General features: G+C 40.3%; 19 protein-coding genes and 1 pseudogene. 3 read left to right on the top strand and 17 right to left on the bottom strand.

The window, feature by feature from the left end; genetic code table 11:
- Positions 1-16: 16 nt before the first annotated feature.
- The 12 genes and pseudogenes from nusA to GEZ85_RS02840 all read right to left on the bottom strand — a co-directional run bounded on the left by nusA (position 17) and on the right by GEZ85_RS02840 (position 9,438).
- A complete protein-coding gene (gene nusA / locus GEZ85_RS02900; protein ID WP_084923448.1) occupies positions 17-1,153 on the bottom strand; it encodes a transcription termination factor NusA in 1,137 nt (378 codons plus the stop codon).
- Between the two features lie 43 nt (positions 1,154-1,196).
- Positions 1,197-1,676: a ribosome maturation factor RimP gene (gene rimP / locus GEZ85_RS02895; RefSeq protein ID WP_322741422.1), complete on the bottom strand. Its 480-nt coding sequence runs from the start codon at positions 1,674-1,676 to the stop codon at positions 1,197-1,199.
- Positions 1,677-1,801: 125 nt separating this feature from the next.
- Positions 1,802-2,437 (bottom strand): tRNA (guanosine(46)-N7)-methyltransferase TrmB, encoded by a 636-nt coding sequence (gene trmB, locus GEZ85_RS02890; protein ID WP_001266094.1) that lies wholly within the window; start codon positions 2,435-2,437, stop codon positions 1,802-1,804.
- Positions 2,434-3,228, bottom strand: a complete 795-nt coding sequence (gene ccrZ / locus GEZ85_RS02885; protein WP_153209246.1) for a cell cycle regulator CcrZ — start codon at positions 3,226-3,228, stop codon at positions 2,434-2,436. Before ccrZ ends, trmB begins: the two co-directional genes overlap by 4 nt.
- 160 nt (positions 3,229-3,388) lie before the next feature.
- Positions 3,389-3,999 (bottom strand): annotated as a pseudogene (locus tag GEZ85_RS02880) (lysostaphin resistance A-like protein).
- Between the two features lie 26 nt (positions 4,000-4,025).
- Complete coding sequence (blpZ, locus tag GEZ85_RS02875) at positions 4,026-4,274, bottom strand: immunity protein BlpZ (protein WP_153209248.1); 249 nt, start codon at positions 4,272-4,274, stop codon at positions 4,026-4,028.
- Between the two features lie 41 nt (positions 4,275-4,315).
- Positions 4,316-5,005: a CPBP family intramembrane glutamic endopeptidase gene (locus tag GEZ85_RS02870; protein WP_112444993.1), complete on the bottom strand. Its 690-nt coding sequence runs from the start codon at positions 5,003-5,005 to the stop codon at positions 4,316-4,318.
- A gap of 63 nt (positions 5,006-5,068) precedes the next feature.
- On the bottom strand, positions 5,069-5,452 hold the full coding sequence (locus GEZ85_RS02865; protein WP_000877393.1) for a hypothetical protein: 384 nt from the start codon (positions 5,450-5,452) through the stop codon (positions 5,069-5,071).
- Between the two features lie 82 nt (positions 5,453-5,534).
- Entirely contained in the window at positions 5,535-5,939 is a 405-nt protein-coding gene (locus GEZ85_RS02860) for a hypothetical protein (RefSeq protein ID WP_000642960.1), read from the bottom strand.
- Between the two features lie 363 nt (positions 5,940-6,302).
- Entirely contained in the window at positions 6,303-6,659 is a 357-nt protein-coding gene (locus GEZ85_RS02850; protein ID WP_153209250.1) for a hypothetical protein, read from the bottom strand.
- A gap of 687 nt (positions 6,660-7,346) precedes the next feature.
- A complete protein-coding gene (locus GEZ85_RS02845; RefSeq protein WP_125454616.1) occupies positions 7,347-8,687 on the bottom strand; it encodes a sensor histidine kinase in 1,341 nt (446 codons plus the stop codon).
- 13 nt (positions 8,688-8,700) lie between these two features.
- A complete protein-coding gene (locus GEZ85_RS02840) occupies positions 8,701-9,438 on the bottom strand; it encodes a response regulator transcription factor (RefSeq protein WP_125454617.1) in 738 nt (245 codons plus the stop codon).
- Between the two features lie 295 nt (positions 9,439-9,733).
- On the opposite strand from GEZ85_RS02840, the gene GEZ85_RS02835 reads away from it, so the two are divergent.
- Positions 9,734-10,063: a hypothetical protein gene (locus GEZ85_RS02835; RefSeq protein WP_049551715.1), complete on the top strand. Its 330-nt coding sequence runs from the start codon at positions 9,734-9,736 to the stop codon at positions 10,061-10,063.
- Positions 10,064-10,124: 61 nt separating this feature from the next.
- Here GEZ85_RS02835 and GEZ85_RS02830 read toward each other — a convergent pair whose 3' ends face one another.
- Complete coding sequence (locus GEZ85_RS02830; protein WP_125454618.1) at positions 10,125-11,174, bottom strand: ABC transporter permease; 1,050 nt, start codon at positions 11,172-11,174, stop codon at positions 10,125-10,127.
- Complete coding sequence (locus GEZ85_RS02825; protein ID WP_020902191.1) at positions 11,171-11,902, bottom strand: ABC transporter ATP-binding protein; 732 nt, start codon at positions 11,900-11,902, stop codon at positions 11,171-11,173. Before GEZ85_RS02825 ends, GEZ85_RS02830 begins: the two co-directional genes overlap by 4 nt.
- A gap of 67 nt (positions 11,903-11,969) precedes the next feature.
- Between GEZ85_RS02825 and GEZ85_RS02820 the strand changes: the two genes are divergently transcribed.
- Together GEZ85_RS02820 and GEZ85_RS02815 are read left to right on the top strand one after the other, a co-directional pair.
- On the top strand, positions 11,970-12,380 hold the full coding sequence (locus GEZ85_RS02820; protein WP_001278317.1) for an HIT family protein: 411 nt from the start codon (positions 11,970-11,972) through the stop codon (positions 12,378-12,380).
- Positions 12,381-12,389: 9 nt separating this feature from the next.
- Positions 12,390-12,677, top strand: a complete 288-nt coding sequence (locus GEZ85_RS02815; protein WP_112444468.1) for a hypothetical protein — start codon at positions 12,390-12,392, stop codon at positions 12,675-12,677.
- Positions 12,678-12,956: 279 nt separating this feature from the next.
- Here the strand turns inward: GEZ85_RS02815 and dnaJ are convergent, their stop codons facing one another.
- The 3 genes from dnaJ to dnaK all read right to left on the bottom strand — a co-directional run bounded on the left by dnaJ (position 12,957) and on the right by dnaK (position 16,932).
- Positions 12,957-14,093 (bottom strand): molecular chaperone DnaJ, encoded by a 1,137-nt coding sequence (gene dnaJ / locus GEZ85_RS02810; RefSeq protein ID WP_153199239.1) that lies wholly within the window; start codon positions 14,091-14,093, stop codon positions 12,957-12,959.
- A 271-nt stretch (positions 14,094-14,364) separates the two neighbouring features.
- Positions 14,365-14,997 (bottom strand): DJ-1/PfpI family protein, encoded by a 633-nt coding sequence (locus GEZ85_RS02805; protein WP_153199240.1) that lies wholly within the window; start codon positions 14,995-14,997, stop codon positions 14,365-14,367.
- A 111-nt stretch (positions 14,998-15,108) separates the two neighbouring features.
- Complete coding sequence (gene dnaK / locus GEZ85_RS02800) at positions 15,109-16,932, bottom strand: molecular chaperone DnaK (RefSeq protein ID WP_000034667.1); 1,824 nt, start codon at positions 16,930-16,932, stop codon at positions 15,109-15,111.
- Between the last annotated feature and the right edge of the window lie 132 nt (positions 16,933-17,064).

Below are 17,064 nucleotides of genomic sequence, written 5' to 3'. Positions count from 1 at the left end.
CCTCCTCTAGCAACTTTTATTCTTCTACAGTATCGTTTTCTGCTTCCAAATCTACCGAACCAGCTTCTTCCATGGCTTCAAATTCGCTAGCAGACTTGATATCGATACGGTAACCAGTCAAGTGAGCTGCCAAGCGAACGTTTTGTCCACGACGACCGATAGCAAGAGAAAGCTTGTTATCAGGAACAACCACCAAGGCACGTTTGCTGTCGTTTTCATCAAAGATAACTTGGTCAACTTCAGCAGGAGCGATGGCATTGTAGATAAATTCAGCTGGATCTGCTACCCACTCGATAACGTCGATATTTTCTTCGATTGGCACCATACGGTCACTCTTAGCGTCATAGCGAGCTGGGTGGAACTTGCTAGTGATTTTCTTGATGTTAGCTCCACCACGTCCAACGATTGTACCGATAGCGTCTACGTTTTGATTATGACTACGAACTGCAACCTTAGTACGGTCACCAGCTTCACGGGCCACGCTCATGATTTCAACAGTTCCATCATAAACTTCTGGAATTTCTTGCTCCATCAAGCGTTTGATCATTTCTGGATGGCTACGGCTAACAAAGACGTTGACACCACGAGGGTTGTCTTCAACCTTGTAGACATACACTTCGATACGATCATGAGAAGCAAACACTTCTCCAGGGATTTGGTCTTGTTTTGACAATTGGGCCTCGATACTGCCAAGGTTGACGTAGATGAAGCGATTATCAAATCGTTCTACAGTACCAGACATGATTTCTTGCTCATGTTCTTTGTAAGTATTGTAGGTGATGGCACGTGTTTGCTTACGCATTTTTTCCATGATGGTTTGTTTGGCAGATTGAGCTGCTACACGACCAAACTCAGCAGGTGCTTCTTCAAACTTGATTTTGTCACCAAGTTCATAGGCTGAATTAATGGCAAGAGCGTCTTTCAAGCTGATTTCCAAACGGCTATCAAATACTTCATCAACAACTTCACGGACAGTATAAACTGTAAAGTCACCTGTTTTTTCGTTAAAGTCAATAGCTACGCTGTCTGATTGACCATAGCGTCTGCGATAAGCGGAACGAAGCGACTCTACTACTGCGTCGATGATATCTTCTTTTTTGATTCCCTTGTCTTCTTCCAAAATGCGGAAGGCCTCTAGCATTTCTTTACTCATGTTTTCTTCACTTTTGAATCCTCAAAAGCTATCCTTTCTTTTTCTATAATTTAACTGCTAAACGTGCTTTTGATACTAAACTGTATGGAATTTGGACAGTTTTCTTACGCGTCTTGTCCATATATTCCATAGTCAACTCGTCCTCTTCAAAGGCCAACAGAGTTCCTTCAAAGACTTTTTGCTTATCGATGGCTTGGTAGAGCCCGACATGGATGTATTTCCCAACCGCTCCAGCAACGGCATCCTTGTTTTTTAAAGGACGTTCCAAGCCTGGACTGGTGATTTCTAGGAAATATTGTTCTGGGAAGGGATCTGGCTTGATGGTGTCTAGGACAGGACTGATAATTTCTGTCAAGTCTGCCGTGTCGTTCAAGGTAATTCCTTCAGGTTTATCTACAAAAATACTGAGAACCATGTCACTGCCAATCTTTCCATACTCGATATCCACGAGTTCGAAAGGCGCTTCTATGACAGGTTCTACAACTTCTCTGACTAATTCTACGATTGTTGCGATTGCGTCCACCTCCTCATAAGCAAGAGGCGAAGATATTTCCCCGCCTCACTTTTCATATTCTTACTCTTAGTATAGCACGTTTCCCAACTTATGTAAAGCAAAAGCACTTATACAGCCTGATTGCAGGCTATTTCTTAAAATTCTGCCTCAACTCGGTAGATAACTTGCCCCTTGTTGGAGAATTTTTGTTCATATTCTGTCATGACATTGCCTTCAAAATCACTGGCATGTAAATCTAGCCAGACACCATTGAGCTTCATGCCATACTGAGAAAAGCTCACTAGGCTGTACTCAAACAAGCCACGGTTATCCGTCTTGAAATGAATTTCTCCATTTTCAGGCAAGATACGTTTGAAGGTATCCAAGAAGGTCTTGTAGGTCAAACGACGCTTTTCATGGCGTTTTTTCGGCCATGGATCTGAAAAGTTCAGATACAAGCGATCAATCTCACCATCTTCAAAGTAGTCGGTCAAGTCAGAACCATCTACCCACAAGAGCTTGATGTTAGGCACTCCAACTTCAAGCACCTTGTCCAAAGCGTAGCTCAAAACAGACTTTTGAATATCAATCCCGATATAGTTGATGTCAGGGTTTTGCTTGGCCATACCTGAAACAAAGGCACCCTTTCCACTTCCAACTTCCACATGAATGGGATTGTCATTACCAAACAAGTCCCGCCATTTTCCCTTGGCTTCTAAGGGATTGAGGACCACATACTGGGGATTTGCCTCTAGTAATTCTGTCGCCCCTTTACGATTTCTAACTCTCATCTTCTCTTTCCATACTTGTCTCGGAAGTGACGCAAGCCATGAATCTCCCAATTGACATTTTCTAAATCTTGGTTCATATAATACTTGGAAATCTGGCTCAAGTAAGACAATTGACCGTACCAATACAATTTATTTAATACCGTTTGATTGTACTTGTAACCATAGTAGGTCAACCATTCCTTCCACTGATGTTCTGGAATATAATGGCAGAGCATATGGGCCACATCAAACATGCGGTCGGTCAAGCGAACCGAATCCCAATCTACCAAATAAATCAAGCCACTATCTGTCTCAATCCAATTACTATGTCGTACATCTCCATGGACAATGGTCGCATAGTCCTCTCTAAATCCTGGAATAGTCTGACGTAAATCAGCCATCACTTCACTGATAAAATGATTTTTACGCAAAGCATCTGGAGCCGTTTCTTGCCAAGACTGTAGTAAATCTACAGGTGTTTCCATGGCATAGCCCAAACGACTCAACTGCGTCATCAAAGGACGTGAGCGATGAAGGCGGGTTAAAATATTGACGATTTGTTTACGATTCATATCATAGGGGGTCAATATCTTGCCTGTCAACCATTCTTGAGCACACATATCACGCCCATCTGCCAAACGGCGACTCCATAATAATTGTGGAGCAATTTGTTCTCTAGCTAGACCAGGTAGGATTGGAGAGGTGTTCATTTTTACAAAGATGCGCTTCCCATCAGGATAGCTACCCATATAAGCCTTGCCACTTTTCCCAGGTATGGGAGTCAGTGTTAGCTCATTATCACCCAAATCCATTTCTTTCCTCCGTATAAAGTTTCCTTACTATTCTACTAGTTTTTGGGCTATTCGTCAACCGCTCCACACCCGATTCTCAAAGAAAAGCCTCTAGATTGGCTTGGGTATCATTATAGAAAGAAAAAGGTAAGCAGCGTCTTCTGCTTACCTTTCATGATTTTTATAAATAATATAAGAGTGGCCAAGCATTGTAAAACATGTGAACTAGAGTAGAAACCCATAGGTTTTGGCTCTTTTTATAAGCAAAGCCCAGTAACAAGCCCCCAAGTAGATAAAAAATAAACGAAGGGACATTAGAAGGTCCATGCATAAAAGAAAAGAGAGAGGAAGTTAGCACAAGCCCTAACCAAGAATTGTCAAAAACCGCACCTTGAAGAAGTCCTCTGAAAATGAGTTCCTCCTGGATGGGGCCAAAACTGTGACACTGACAATAAAGGAAAGCGAAAGTCCCTTACTCGTTTCCTCAAGGTGTTGAGTCGAAGCACCTGAAGCAACTGAGAAAAAGGCATGACAGCCTATATTTACCAGCACAGTGAGAAGAAAGATTCCAATGAAGAGCAAGAGTTGCTTCTTACTTAAAACCCCGAAAGAAATCATATCAAACCATCTCGCATAGCCAATACTAAGGCAAAGCAAGAGACTCTTTACAACAATGAATGTGTACTGGTGTTGAAAATAATCCCCTTGATTGACGGAATAGCCCGCTGCACCAATGATTGCAAATACTAAGAACCCCAAAAACATGGCATGGCACTTATTAAAAATTCTCATAAAACTAGCCTCCCCACCAAACTTCCCTACAAGTCATCCTTGATCTCTAGTCTTTCCAAAACAAACCATTTTAGTAACCAAAATCCGACCACATAACCACCCCCTAAGAAGATAGCCATTAAAGATAGCATGGGATTTAGGAAATAAAAGACCACAACAGATACAAAGGTTAGCACAAAAACATTAAATGCAATGGTGTCAGAAGCCAAGACCAGAATATAAGGCGTCAACCAGTCTAAGGTTTTGGAATCTAGGAAAAATAAGTGTTTATACATGATGACCTCCTCTATGGCTGAAAAGCAAGCCTTTGGTTTTTTTACCCTAAGACCCTATGTAGAAAAGTGAGCAAAAATGGTAAGTTTGCAATGATATTATTAATAATATGAATCGAATAAGAAGGATAGATACTCTTCGTATAACGTGTTAGACAGGCAAATAGACAGCCCACTGCCGTATAGACAAAAATATCTGCGAGACTTGGCAAGCTAGAGAAGTGGGGCAAGGCAAATAAGAATGACGGAAAGAGAAGATCCAGCCCCCATCTCGAATCCTTAAAGAAGGCATGTTGAAGCAGGCCCCTATATACCAATTCTTCCATCAGAGGTCCTAGTACGATTAAGGTTAGGTAAACACCAAACTCCGCAAAATTGGTCTCACTATAGGCAATAAACAAATTCCAACCTTCGTTCGTCCCCTGAACGTGTTTAGCTGTCAGATAGTTAAAACAGATAAGCACAACAGCTGCTAACACCGTCAGGACGGAATAGCTCAACCACTTTTTTCTAGGGATACGAAAGAGATAAGCATGGCCCGACCTAACCAAAATCCAAATCATCAAGCAGATAAAGAGAAGGCTGATGATGTTTCGAATCCAGATAAGATTTCCTACCCAAGACGAGAACTCCCAATAATTGCTCCAAAATTGGGTCGTCCAAGACAGTCCGAAAAACAGAAACAAATAAGAAAGAATTGCACTCGTTTTGAAAAGAATAGGGTGTTTTTTCATAGAATTCCTCCTACTATCTACAAGACAGGATGGCTCGCCTTGTCAGGCTCTATTACTGCAAGATTAAGAAGACAGCTTGTTCTTTTTAAGGCTAACCTGACTACTAGATAATAGATACATTAAGGCATTAAAGACAATGAAAATATGTCCATAGAATAAAATCAACCTCGCATCCAAACCAAGATAAAGTTTGACCATCAAAAAGATGAGCAAAAGAATTTGAAACCATAAGGTTTTTCCAAAAATAAATTTAAAGCGGTTTCGAATGTCTACTTCCTTGATTTTTACCGCCACCCCTTTATTAGCAAGAAGGAAAATACCTGCTTCAAATAATCCACTGTAGAGAACAAGCCACCCAATCGATACATTAGAGATTTGTAAAAATGTCCCTAAAAGAATATTCAACACACTACTCAAGAAAATAACAAGAAATAATCTATATTTCATTTTAAATACCTCCATTCACTTATTTCACGGACAGTTTAATAGAGCCTTCTAATCAAAGATTCTGTCAGAAGAAGAAGGCAAGCTACTTTTTATAATACTTCAAGCCCCAAATGAGCAAAAGCATGATAAGCAAGCAGAGAATAGCGCCAATATAGGCAATTAGTTGTTGGTAAGATTCTCCTGCTGTGATACCTCTATACAAACAAATGATAGACATAAAACCTGTCAAACCGATATACATAAGTTGATTGGTTCTAGGACTAACCAAATCATCATCTTCAAACTCTCTTATCCTCATCTCCCTAGTGAGGTAAACAGTAACCAAAATAGAGGCCAAGTTAATAACCACTAAAAGAAATTGGAAAACCAATGAAAAATTTAAAAACTGACGAGATAGAAATAGATAAGTAGAGACAAGCAAGGGCAACTGACCTAGGAACAATCTCGTAAGGAAGATGTTCCGTTTTTTAGCAAGAAAAGCTTTCATTTCTTTGCTCCTTTCTTTTTAGTTAAAGCAAAATAGATCACAACCGCAATCATATAGGCTATGGTATAAAATAGATGATACCAAATACTCTCCCTAAGCGGATAAAGAAGGGTAGACATGATCAGATATAGAACGAAAATAATCAGTATTTTTTTCTTCATAAAATTTCCTCCTAAATGTATGCTTTATCTTAGTTTAGCTACAACCTTTACACTGCTAGTATAGCACTCATTTTATCCTTGGAACACTCACATCATAAATGGTCATCAAAACATCTTGAATTGTAAAAAATTAAAAAAGCAAGCATGAAAAACATACTTGCCCTAGGGAAATTTAACAACGTAAAGATCTAACTATTCACCCTTACTTCCGTCTGTTCTGATAGATTCTCATGATTGCAACCAGGATACAGGCTGTCCCACCTGCCAAAACCAGGAGGGTAATGATAATGTTGAGGATTTCAGGCGTACTCCCTATTCTGTTGATAAGACGGAGTAGGGATATAACTGTCAACTGAATCAGGAGTATTGATTCTACTCTTACCATTGAAGTAAGTCTGTTTTCAACTGCATATAAAAAGGCTGGTAGCATAACACAGGCTATAGCAATCACAAACAGATTGCTCCCTGTTTCTTCTCCCTTATTCACCACGGAAATCATGAGAAGATTCGATGCTATAATCAACGTAGAACAGATGATAAAAAAGGATTTCTTATTCATTTATGATACCTCACATACTATAGTATTTTGTTTCGAACCCAAGAAATATTCTTCAAACTACTGCAACACCATCTCGCCGTAAAGCAGTACTGTCTATAACTAGTTTCCTAGTTTTCTTCAAATACTGATTTTTTATTGAAGACAAGAATGGGAAGCTCATTAACCATTATAGCAAAAAATAATGATAATATATATTATTTTTCGGTTTATGAATGATATTCGTTATTTTGGCAAGGAGAAAGTTCTTTGTTCAATTCAAGATGTTTCAATAACCATTCAAGATTTGGATGAAATTTTTTTAAAAACAGTGCTATACTAAACTTGTCACATTTGTAACACAGCAAAAATCTATATTCGGAGGCAAGTAATCATGAAGAGTAAGATTTATTACATATCCAATATTTTTTATGGAATATTACTATTTTCTATTGGATTAACATCAAAAGTATTTATTTTTAGCAGTTTAATGTCCATAACTTTAATAACTCTATCTATAATAGGATTGTTAAAAACTAAAAATAAAAAGTAGATATAGCAAAATTAATTTTCAAAAATTAGAAACCTCTCCCTATAATTGATGATAGAGAAAATTATTTTATACAAGCAATTTACTGTAACTCAAAACTACTTTAATTAACTATTCAGCCATACAGACCGAGAAACAAGAACTCTCGGTCTTATTTTTTATCATTCTGTATGTATCACAGTAAGCACCTGACGAAAGATTTGATTTTGGCAGGTGGTATTGAGACTGGTATTGGGATGGCTTTCCACAATTTTCATAACGGTATAGAGACCAACTCCTCTCTCCTCCCCTTTAGAACTGGCTCCAAAGGAGAAAATCTCAGAAATATCGATGCCCTCTTCTTTGATGGAATTTTCGATGATAAAGGTCTCCTGTGCCCCATTTTTTAAAAAGGCGATTGAAACATGAGGTTGACTAGCCTCTGCACTGGCTTCAATAGCGTTGTCACAAAGGATAGACACAATGGTTAGAAAGTCAAGTAAGCTCATCCCCTCTACCTGAATCTCCTCTGGAACTTCGACATTAAAGACTATGTTCTTATCTCTGGCTTTTAGAAATTTCCCTGCTAGGAGACTTTTGAGGGCTTTATCACGAATATTCACCAATCGTCCAAGATCATATTTATTGTCCTGCAATTTCTCACTGGAATCTTTTAAGACCGAGTCGTAGACCTCTTTTATCTGCTCCATATCCTCCTCTTCAATGCCCAGACGTAAGCTGGTCAAGAGGTTGGTATAATCATGACGAAAGCTCCGTACTTCTTTGTAAAGCTCCTCTATATGCCGACTATATCGCTCCATATCTCTGTAGCGCAAGGCCTGTTCTTGGTCCAATCTCTCATGGAGTTTGTCCTTCAAATAGGTATCCAATTTCTTAATAATTCCCATAAAAAAGAGCAAGTAAAAGACTAGGATGAGATGGCGAACAGTCTTTGATTGAATCCCCTGTTCATATTCAAAGTAAGACAGATTTTGTATCACCAAATAGTAAGCCCCCATTATCCAGTTAATCTTAGTAAGGGACTTTTGAAAAGCTTTATCTAGAATCTCCCTTCTCAAGTTAGTGAAATCATAGTCTAACCATTTCAAAAAGGCTAGAGAAATGAAGAAATTGAAAATTATTATACACAACCAAATCAAAGAGTAATCATCATGTACTTGCTCTTGTCCCAAAAATGGAAGCACAAAATAAGAAATACCTCTATAAAAGAGATTCACCAATATCATTGGAAAGAGACCATAAAAGAAAAGGAGTTTTTTAGGAAGCCCTCTTAACAATAAGAAAGACAAGCCTATACCGTACAAGGGTTCCGTAAAATAAGATAGGTAAGTATTTCCTACTATATAGTTAATCGTTACAAAAACGACTGCTAAAAGTAACTTAAAAAGAAAAGCTTTAAAAAATCTCTCCAGAGTTAGAACAATTCCATCCACCTTAAAAAATATAAACAATTCCAATCCAACTATCAAAAATGTATATACTATCTTCCAAACTATTTCCATTACATTACCTCACTTAGTGTAAGTTATTGATAGCCTCAGACACTTCCCTGACCTTATAACGCGCTATCATACAGCTTCCACCATTGGGAAAGAAAAGGAGTTTTTCTTTCTTATCCAAACGAACCACATTGGCAGGATTGATGAGAAATGAGCGGTGGCACTGCAAGAGACGGGGCTCCTGCTTGAAAACCTCCTCTAAACTCGCTGTAAATTCCAGCCTATCTGTCTTGGTATAGAGAATAACACGATGGGCTCTGGGCGATGTTTCGAGATAGTAGACCTCTTTAAAAGGATACTGGAATTGGGCAAATTTTGATTTAAAGTAAAAACAATCTTCCGCCAGACTTTTACTATCTTGACTATTGGCATAGAGGAGGGCTGTCTCGATACGAGATTCAAACTCCTCTGCTGACAAGGCCTTATCAATGTAGTCCAGAGCAGACACTTGGTAGCGAAAGGACAGGGGCATAAACTCTGAGTGAGTCGTCACAAAGACAATCAGGGCATAGGGGTCTCGATCCCGAATCTTTCTAGCCACTTCCAGACCCTTCATCTCCTCATTTCGAATCTCAATATCCAAAAAGAATAGCTGATGGGCTCCCTTCTCATGCACCTCTGACAGCAGCTGGTCTGGTTTGCCAAAAACTTTAAAAGAGCTGGGAGTGATATGATGTTCCTTCAAGAGTTTCTCAATCGTCGTTTCAATCCTAGTCTGCTGGGAAAAATCATCTTCTAAAACAAATATTCTCATCTTCTTACTCTCCTTGTTTCAATTTCTTCCTAAAAAGAGAATAGCAAAAATACTATGATACAAGCCCACCAAATCCTAAACAGGCCTTTAACGCTCCTGAAGGGTGTCTTGTTCCTCAAATAAGCATGATAATCTTACAACTATTTTATCATAAAATCTTAACAGTACCATTCAGGAAATTTCAAGGGCAATTAAAGATTTTATGGTGAAAAAGGAGATAAAAGTGATAAACTGACAGTATCAAAACACAGTTGCTAGAAACAAGACTAGCACCCAGATTAAAGGAGGAATTCTCATGACAGATACAGACCCTATCAAAAGAGCTCAGACTTTGATTACTGACTTAAACAAAGCCTACAAAGCATGCAAACAGACAACCGCTGACGACGTCCGCTTTCAGGAGCAATTAAACTCTATTCTTGGTTTTCTAGCCAAGGCTGAGACTGTGGATAATCGAGTCTTGATTGAACTGGAAAAATTTTACCAGACTTCCAGTCTTCTCATGGGACTCAGCGCTCTTGATCCAGATGCTCCTACACGCGCCGCTTGGCGGGCCTATGACCGCTTCCACTTTGACCAAGTCAAGACCAAGTTGAGTCTCTACGGACCAACCATTATCTTATAGAAAATAAAAGAAGTTGAGATAAACTGAACTCAACTTCTTTTTTAATATCATATAAGCAATATTAGTCCTGCATCTGACGTTTTACCTGATAAGGTAAGTACAAGACTAGTAAAACCAAACCAGCTCCTAGTAAGGCTAGAAGGGCTAGTTTTTCTTGGAAGGTCACAAGGCCGACGACTAATTCCACAAGTAAAACAAAACTAGTCAATCCTCGGACTACCGCCTGCAAGCCTTTTTCCTTTTGCCCCTTGTCCAGCGGAAAAAGTTGGGTCAAATACTGGTAGTCAAAGGCATGATAGAGGGCCAGCAACTGGAAGAGCAAGAGGTAGTTAAAGAGAACTACCACTGCTGTCGCAATCCAAGCTTGCTCAATAAAAATCTGCGCCAGTAAGGAAAGCAAGAGAAGACGGAGACTGAGGGCAAAGAGATCTCCATTTCGCAGATAAGAACGCAGATAGAGATTTTGCCAAATCTTTCCAGGCACCTTCTGAACAGCCTTTAGGATAAAGTCCAGATAGGTACGACGCTTGACGCTATTTGAAATTCCCTTTACCTGCGTAAAGAGGGCAAAGAAACGAAGCAAGACCTGCTTGCGCTTGCTTTCTTGGGAAATAACATAGTCCCAGTCCAGTCCAGTTTCAGTGAAAAATTTGCTGGCCTTTTGACGAAAGAGGAAATATTTTCCTACTCCCAATAAAAGCACATAGACCAGAAAAACTGGCAAGCCATAACCCATTGCTAAAAATAAGGGCGCAAATAACAGCAAGAAAAGGGTCTGGACAAAGAGCCAAAAGACTAGGGAAATGCCAGTTTGACGCTTGAGATGGAGTTTGATTTCCTCTTCTCCGACCAAGAGAAAGAGCTTGTCTGGAGCCTCCATATAGGTGGCAATGCCTCCCCAAAGCAAAAGTAAAACAGACGTAATTCCTACAAACAAAAGGATAGGCCAATGATTTTCAGGAAAATCTTGTAAGAGTTGACTGTACTGGTAAGCTAAAAACCCCAGCAAGACAAGCAGGAACAAGACAAAGTGGTCATTGAGAACATAGCGCAGATAACCGACACACTCCTTACGAAAAGCCTGCTTTCTCTTTAGAAACAAGTCTTTCATAGCTCCTCCTCTTTGGTCAGAGCCAAGTAAATATCATTCAAACTAGCCTCAGGCATGTTAAAGGCTTCGCGCAGTTGCAGGAGATTTCCCTTAGCACGCACTTCCCCTTTGTGGAGAATAACAAAGGCATCACACATCTTCTCAGCCGAATCCAGCACGTGGGTACTCATGAGAATGGACTTGCCCTTTTGCTTTTCCACTTCCAAAAGCTGAATCAAGTCCGCAATCGCCAACGGATCAAGACCAAGGAAAGGCTCATCCACGATGAAAAGACTTGGATCCACCACAAAAGCACAGATAATCATGACCTTCTGCTTCATCCCTTTAGAGAAATGAACTGGAAACCAGTCTAATTTCTGATCTAGACGGAACATTTTTAACAAAGGTTCTACTCGATCAAAAGCTACATTTTGCTCAATACCATAGGCCATGGCAACCGTTTCGATATGCTCTCTAAGGGTCAATTCCTCATACAAGCTAGGTGTCTCGGGAATGTAACCAATTTGCTTGCGATAGTTCGTTGCATCTTCTTGCAGGGTCAGACCATTGATATTGATAGAACCGCTATAAGGTGTCAACAGACCGATAATTTCATTAATTGTCGTTGATTTCCCAGCGCCATTGAGACCAATCAAACCAACTAACTGCCCACTTTCAACAGTAAAGGACACATCTTTCAAGACAGGGACATGAACATAGCCACCTGTCAGGTTTTTAATTTCTAACATATTTTCTCCAAATCTGGTATAATGTAGCTATATTATATCAAAATTCAATACAGTAGAGGTAGATTTTATGTCAGATTGCATTTTTTGTAAAATCATTGCAGGGGAAATTCCTGCTTCAAAAGTATATGAAGATGAGCAGGTTCTTGCCTTTCTTGATATCTCTCAAGTGACACCAGGACACACCTTAGTCGTGCCAAAGGAACACTATCGCAATCTTTTGGAGATGGACGCTACTAGCGCTAGCCAACTCTTTGCCCAAGTACCAAAAGTAGCTCAAAAAGTCATGAAAGCTACCAAGGCTGCTGGTATGAATATCATTGCTAACTGTGAAGAAATCGCAGGGCAAACCGTCTTTCATACCCACGTTCACCTCGTACCTCGCTACAGTGCGGACGATGACCTCAAGATTGATTTTATCGCCCACGAACCTGACTTTGACAAACTTGCTCAAGTCGCTGAAACCATCAAAAACGCCTAAGGAGTTGCTATGAAATTATCCAATCTACTGCTATTTGTAGGAGCTGCAGCCGGAAGTTATCTGGTCACAAAAAATCGCCAAACCATCACAGATGAAGTCTTGAATACCACTGACCGCGTTCAAGCTATCAAGGACGATGTGGATATTATCCAAAACAGCCTGCAAATCATTGACCAGCAAAAAGAACTCATCAAGGAATACCAAGAAGACCTCACCTACAAGTTTAAGGTCTTGGAAAAAGATATCCAGACTAGACTAGCTGTGATAAAAGAAACACAGGAAATCGAAGATAAGTAAAAAGAGCCCGACGGCTCTTTTTTAAAAGGTAAACAAGTTATATCCCATTAACTATACATCATAATTTAGGCAACTCATTCACCATTTCACAACTAAATCGAAGACTTTCCGCCGTAATGAAAACACCTGAAACAGCTTGGTTTCAGGTGTCCGGAAACTTTGAGACTTAGGCTCAAAGTTTAGGTATGGAACTTCGAAGAAGGTCGCTACCGTCCGTCATTACTTAAGGAAAGTTTTAAAAAATCTATAAACAAAAAGAGCCCAACGGCTCTTTTTGCTTTATTCTCCTTCAAAGGCATCTTTTATATGGTCAAAGAAACCTTTTTTCTTTGGATTAACTTTCAAATCACCTGCAGCTGCGAATTCTTTCAAAGCTGCTTTTTGACGGTCATTCAAACCTGTCGGTGTTACGACATTAACGGTAACGTATTGGTCACCAACTGCACCACCACGAAGGCTCGGAGCTCCCTTACCACGTAGACGGAATTTCTTACCAGTCTGAGTTCCCTCTGGGATAACCAATTCAACATCACCATGAACAGTTGGGATATCAACTGTATCACCAAGAGCTGCTTGGACAAAGTTGAGGTTGAGATTGTAGAAGATAGTAGTTCCTTCACGTTCAAACTTGTCGCTGCCTTCCACAGAAACTACTACATACAAGTCACCGTATGGTCCACCATTAAATCCTGCTTCACCCTGACCGGCTAGGCGAATTTGTTGACCAGTTTCCACACCAGCAGGGATTTTTACATGTACACTATGGGCTTGTTTTTCATGACCTGTTCCGTGACATGTTGTACATGGATCTTTGATTTCTTTTCCGCGACCATGACAGACATCACAGGTTACTTGGCGACGCATCATACCAAGAGGAGTTTGTGTATCGACGTTAATGACACCAGCGCCATGACAGCGTCCACAAGTGACTGGACTTGTTCCTGGCTTAGCACCTGAGCCATTACATGTACTACAGCTTGCTTCACGATTGTACTTAACCTCTTTTTCAGCTCCAAAAATAGCTTCTTCAAAGGTCAAATTCACACGGTATTGGAGGTCATCCCCCTGACGAGGAGCATTTGGATTGCGTGAAGCACCGCCTCCGCCGAAGAAACTTGAGAAGATATCTTCAAAACCACCGAAGCCTCCTGCCCCATCGAAACCGCCGAAACCACCAGCTCCACCAAAACCACCGTTGGCACCCGCAGCACCATATTGGTCATAGGCCGCACGTTTTTGGTCGTCACTCAAAGTCTCATAGGCTTCCTGAACTTCCTTGTACTTTTCCTCAGCACCAGGCTCCTTGTTGATATCTGGGTGGTATTTTTTCGAAAGCTTACGATAAGCCTTTTTGATTTCGTCTGCCGAAGCGTTTTTTGACACCCCCAGACGATCATAAAATTCAGTATTGTTCATAATTCAAGATACAAAGGGCGTCAAACGGACACAGCCAAAATAGGAGTTTTGATGACGGACGCTTGCGTCCTAGAAAAAACTATCTTTTTGGCACAGTCCGTAGCCCGTGTTCAATTTTCTGAACACCCTTGTTCCTTTCTATTGATATTTTGAATCAAACCTCGATTTAGGTCGGGTTCAATTCCTTTCTGTTATATTGAGTAAGAAATTTGGGAACCCGTGTTCAGTTACGAACACTCTTTATTCCTTTCTATAATTTTTATGTAAATCTTTAGAGGCTGTTTTCTATACTCTGCTTCACTTGATCAAACTCTTCATCTGATAGAGTAAATATCAAATCCTCTTCAGCATACTCGTTCTGTTCTTTAAAATAGTTGTCCGTATTCTCTGCCAACCCTAAACCGAAAATCACTTTTCTTGCAAACTCTTGATGTGCAAAACCGATAGCCGTAATGATTTGTTTATCTTGGACAAGAACTTTCGGTTGGAAATTCTCACGTGGAAGAAATTCAAAATAGTCAAAGAAGTTTTGCCAAATTCCACCTGTAAATTTCGTGTCGTTCAACAAGCCTGCTTTCGCCAATAAAAGGGGCGCTGAAGAAATAGCTGCAATTAGGATATCTTGCTCATTAAGACTTCTCAAAAACGAGATCAATTTCTCATCTTGTAGAGCAGGACCTATATTTACCATTCCTGGCAAAATCACACAAGAATACTCTTCTATACGGATTTGATTCAATGTTTTCGTCGGTTGACAGGGCAAACCATCCTCAGAGACCACCATCGAATTCTCAGAAGCTACATAATCAATCGTGATATCAAAAGACAGAGCTAAAGTACTCGTTAAAGCGCTTATCTCATAAAGAGAAAAATTAGGATAAATGACACAAAGTACTTTTTTCATACGTAACATCCTCTATCTTATCGAAAAACAGAGGCTGGGTTGCAACCTCTGGATTTCTTCTTATACTCGCCTGATTCTCAAGCTCGGGATAAAATAGTCCACTGGACTATTTTATTTCTCCGTAAACTCTCCATCTACGACGTCATCGCCTGCGTTTCCTGTTGCTTGTGCGCCTTCTGCTCCTGCTTGAGCTTGTTGGGCTGCTGCAGCTTGTTCGTAGAGTTTAACAGCAAGTCCTTGAGCTTTTTCATTCAATGCTTCAAGTTTTGCTTTCATTTCGTCCAAGTTGTTGTCTTCTTGAGCTTTCTTAAGGTCATCAAGGGCAGCTTGGGCAGCGTCACGTTCTGCGTCGAAGCCTTTGCCTTCAGTTTCCTTGATTGTCTTTTCAGTTGCGAAGATAGCTTGGTCTACTTCGTTACGAAGGTCAACTTCTTCCTTACGTTTCTTATCTGCTTCAGCGTTCGCTTCTGCATCTTTCATCATGCGGTCGATTTCTTCGTCTGTCAAACCAGAGTTAGATTGGATGACAATTGTTTGTTCTTTTTGAGTTCCAAGGTCTTTGGCTTTAACAGATACGATACCGTTCTTGTCAATGTCGAAAGTTACTTCGATTTGAGGAATTCCACGAGGCGCAGCTGGGATATCAGTCAATTGGAAACGTCCAAGAGTCTTGTTATCTGCTGCCATTGGACGTTCACCTTGAAGAACGTGGATATCAACGGCTGGTTGGTTGTCTGCTGCAGTTGAGAAGACTTGTGATTTAGATGTTGGAATAGTAGTGTTGCGATCGATAAGTTTTGTGAAGACTCCACCCATTGTTTCGATACCAAGTGACAATGGTGTTACGTCAAGAAGGACAACGTCTTTGACATCACCAGTGATAACACCACCTTGGATGGCAGCACCCATAGCAACTACTTCGTCAGGGTTTACTGATTTGTTTGGTTCTTTACCAGTTTCAGCTTTAACAGCTTCTACAACGGCTGGGATACGAGTTGAACCACCAACAAGGATAACTTCGTCGATTTCTGACAAGCTCAAACCTGCATCTGAAAGGGCTTGACGAACTGGAACTTTTGTACGTTCTACAAGGTCACGAGTCAAATCGTCAAATTTAGCACGAGTCAAAGTCATTTCCAAGTGAAGAGGTCCAGCCTCACCTGCAGTGATAAATGGCAAGCTGATTTGAGTTGAAGTTACACCAGAAAGATCTTTCTTCGCTTTTTCAGCTGCATCTTTCAAACGTTGCATTGCCATCTTGTCAGTAGACAAGTCAATACCGTTTTCTTTCTTGAATTCTGCTACCAAGTGGTCAATAATTTTTTGGTCAAAGTCGTCACCACCAAGTTTGTTGTCCCCAGCAGTTGACAATACGTCGAAGACACCGTCACCCAATTCAAGGATAGATACGTCGAATGTACCACCACCAAGGTCGAATACCAAGATTTTTTCTTCTTTATCAGTCTTGTCCAAACCGTAAGCAAGAGCGGCTGCAGTTGGTTCGTTGACGATACGTTCTACTTCAAGACCAGCGATTTTACCAGCGTCTTTTGTTGCTTGACGTTGAGCGTCGTTGAAGTAAGCAGGAACTGTGATGACTGCTTTAGTTACTTTTTCGCCAAGGTAGTCTTCAGCATAACCTTTCAAGTATTGAAGAATCATAGCTGAGATTTCTTGTGGAGTGTATTCTTTTCCGTTAGCAGAAACTTTTTCAGAAGTTCCCATTTTAGATTTGATAGAGATGACTGTATCTGGATTTGTAACTGCTTGGCGTTTTGCAGCATCCCCAACGATGATTTCTCCGTTTTTGAATGAGACTACAGATGGAGTTGTACGGTTACCTTCTGGGTTTGCGATGATTTTTGATTCAGTTCCTTCAAGAACTGCAACTGCTGAGTTTGTTGTACCTAAGTCAATACCGATAATTTTAGACATGTGTTTTTCTCCTTAAATTTTATATTCTATTTTTCTTTTTGATACTCTTCTTAAGTGGCGGCGCCGTCAGAGCTTGACTTCGTCAATCTCTTTGACTAAACTTTGAGCCTAAGGTCTCAAAGTTTGCGCAAA

The organism is Streptococcus mitis, assembly GCF_009496205.1.
GTDB classification, from domain to species: Bacteria; Bacillota; Bacilli; order Lactobacillales; family Streptococcaceae; genus Streptococcus; species Streptococcus mitis_BN.
Note: the sequence above shows the minus strand (reverse complement) of the source record. Positions and strands in the feature narration are given on the sequence as shown.

Coding starts and splice junctions, on each gene's coding strand:
- trmB (WP_001266094.1), bottom strand. CDS start 2,437: ATGAGAGTTAGAAATCGTAAAGGGGCGACAGAATTACTAGAGGCAAAT.
- GEZ85_RS02860 (WP_000642960.1), bottom strand. CDS start 5,939: ATGAAAGCTTTTCTTGCTAAAAAACGGAACATCTTCCTTACGAGATTG.
- GEZ85_RS02805 (WP_153199240.1), bottom strand. CDS start 14,997: ATGAAAAAAGTACTTTGTGTCATTTATCCTAATTTTTCTCTTTATGAG.
- GEZ85_RS02870 (WP_112444993.1), bottom strand. CDS start 5,005: ATGAAAAAACACCCTATTCTTTTCAAAACGAGTGCAATTCTTTCTTAT.
- nusA (WP_084923448.1), bottom strand. CDS start 1,153: ATGAGTAAAGAAATGCTAGAGGCCTTCCGCATTTTGGAAGAAGACAAG.
- GEZ85_RS02840 (WP_125454617.1), bottom strand. CDS start 9,438: ATGAGAATATTTGTTTTAGAAGATGATTTTTCCCAGCAGACTAGGATT.
- blpZ (WP_153209248.1), bottom strand. CDS start 4,274: ATGTATAAACACTTATTTTTCCTAGATTCCAAAACCTTAGACTGGTTG.
- dnaJ (WP_153199239.1), bottom strand. CDS start 14,093: ATGAACAATACTGAATTTTATGATCGTCTGGGGGTGTCAAAAAACGCT.
- GEZ85_RS02865 (WP_000877393.1), bottom strand. CDS start 5,452: ATGAAATATAGATTATTTCTTGTTATTTTCTTGAGTAGTGTGTTGAAT.
- GEZ85_RS02835 (WP_049551715.1), top strand. CDS start 9,734: ATGACAGATACAGACCCTATCAAAAGAGCTCAGACTTTGATTACTGAC.
- GEZ85_RS02825 (WP_020902191.1), bottom strand. CDS start 11,902: ATGTTAGAAATTAAAAACCTGACAGGTGGCTATGTTCATGTCCCTGTC.
- GEZ85_RS02820 (WP_001278317.1), top strand. CDS start 11,970: ATGTCAGATTGCATTTTTTGTAAAATCATTGCAGGGGAAATTCCTGCT.
- GEZ85_RS02850 (WP_153209250.1), bottom strand. CDS start 6,659: ATGAATAAGAAATCCTTTTTTATCATCTGTTCTACGTTGATTATAGCA.
- dnaK (WP_000034667.1), bottom strand. CDS start 16,932: ATGTCTAAAATTATCGGTATTGACTTAGGTACAACAAACTCAGCAGTT.
- GEZ85_RS02830 (WP_125454618.1), bottom strand. CDS start 11,174: ATGAAAGACTTGTTTCTAAAGAGAAAGCAGGCTTTTCGTAAGGAGTGT.
- ccrZ (WP_153209246.1), bottom strand. CDS start 3,228: ATGGATTTGGGTGATAATGAGCTAACACTGACTCCCATACCTGGGAAA.
- GEZ85_RS02845 (WP_125454616.1), bottom strand. CDS start 8,687: ATGGAAATAGTTTGGAAGATAGTATATACATTTTTGATAGTTGGATTG.
- GEZ85_RS02815 (WP_112444468.1), top strand. CDS start 12,390: ATGAAATTATCCAATCTACTGCTATTTGTAGGAGCTGCAGCCGGAAGT.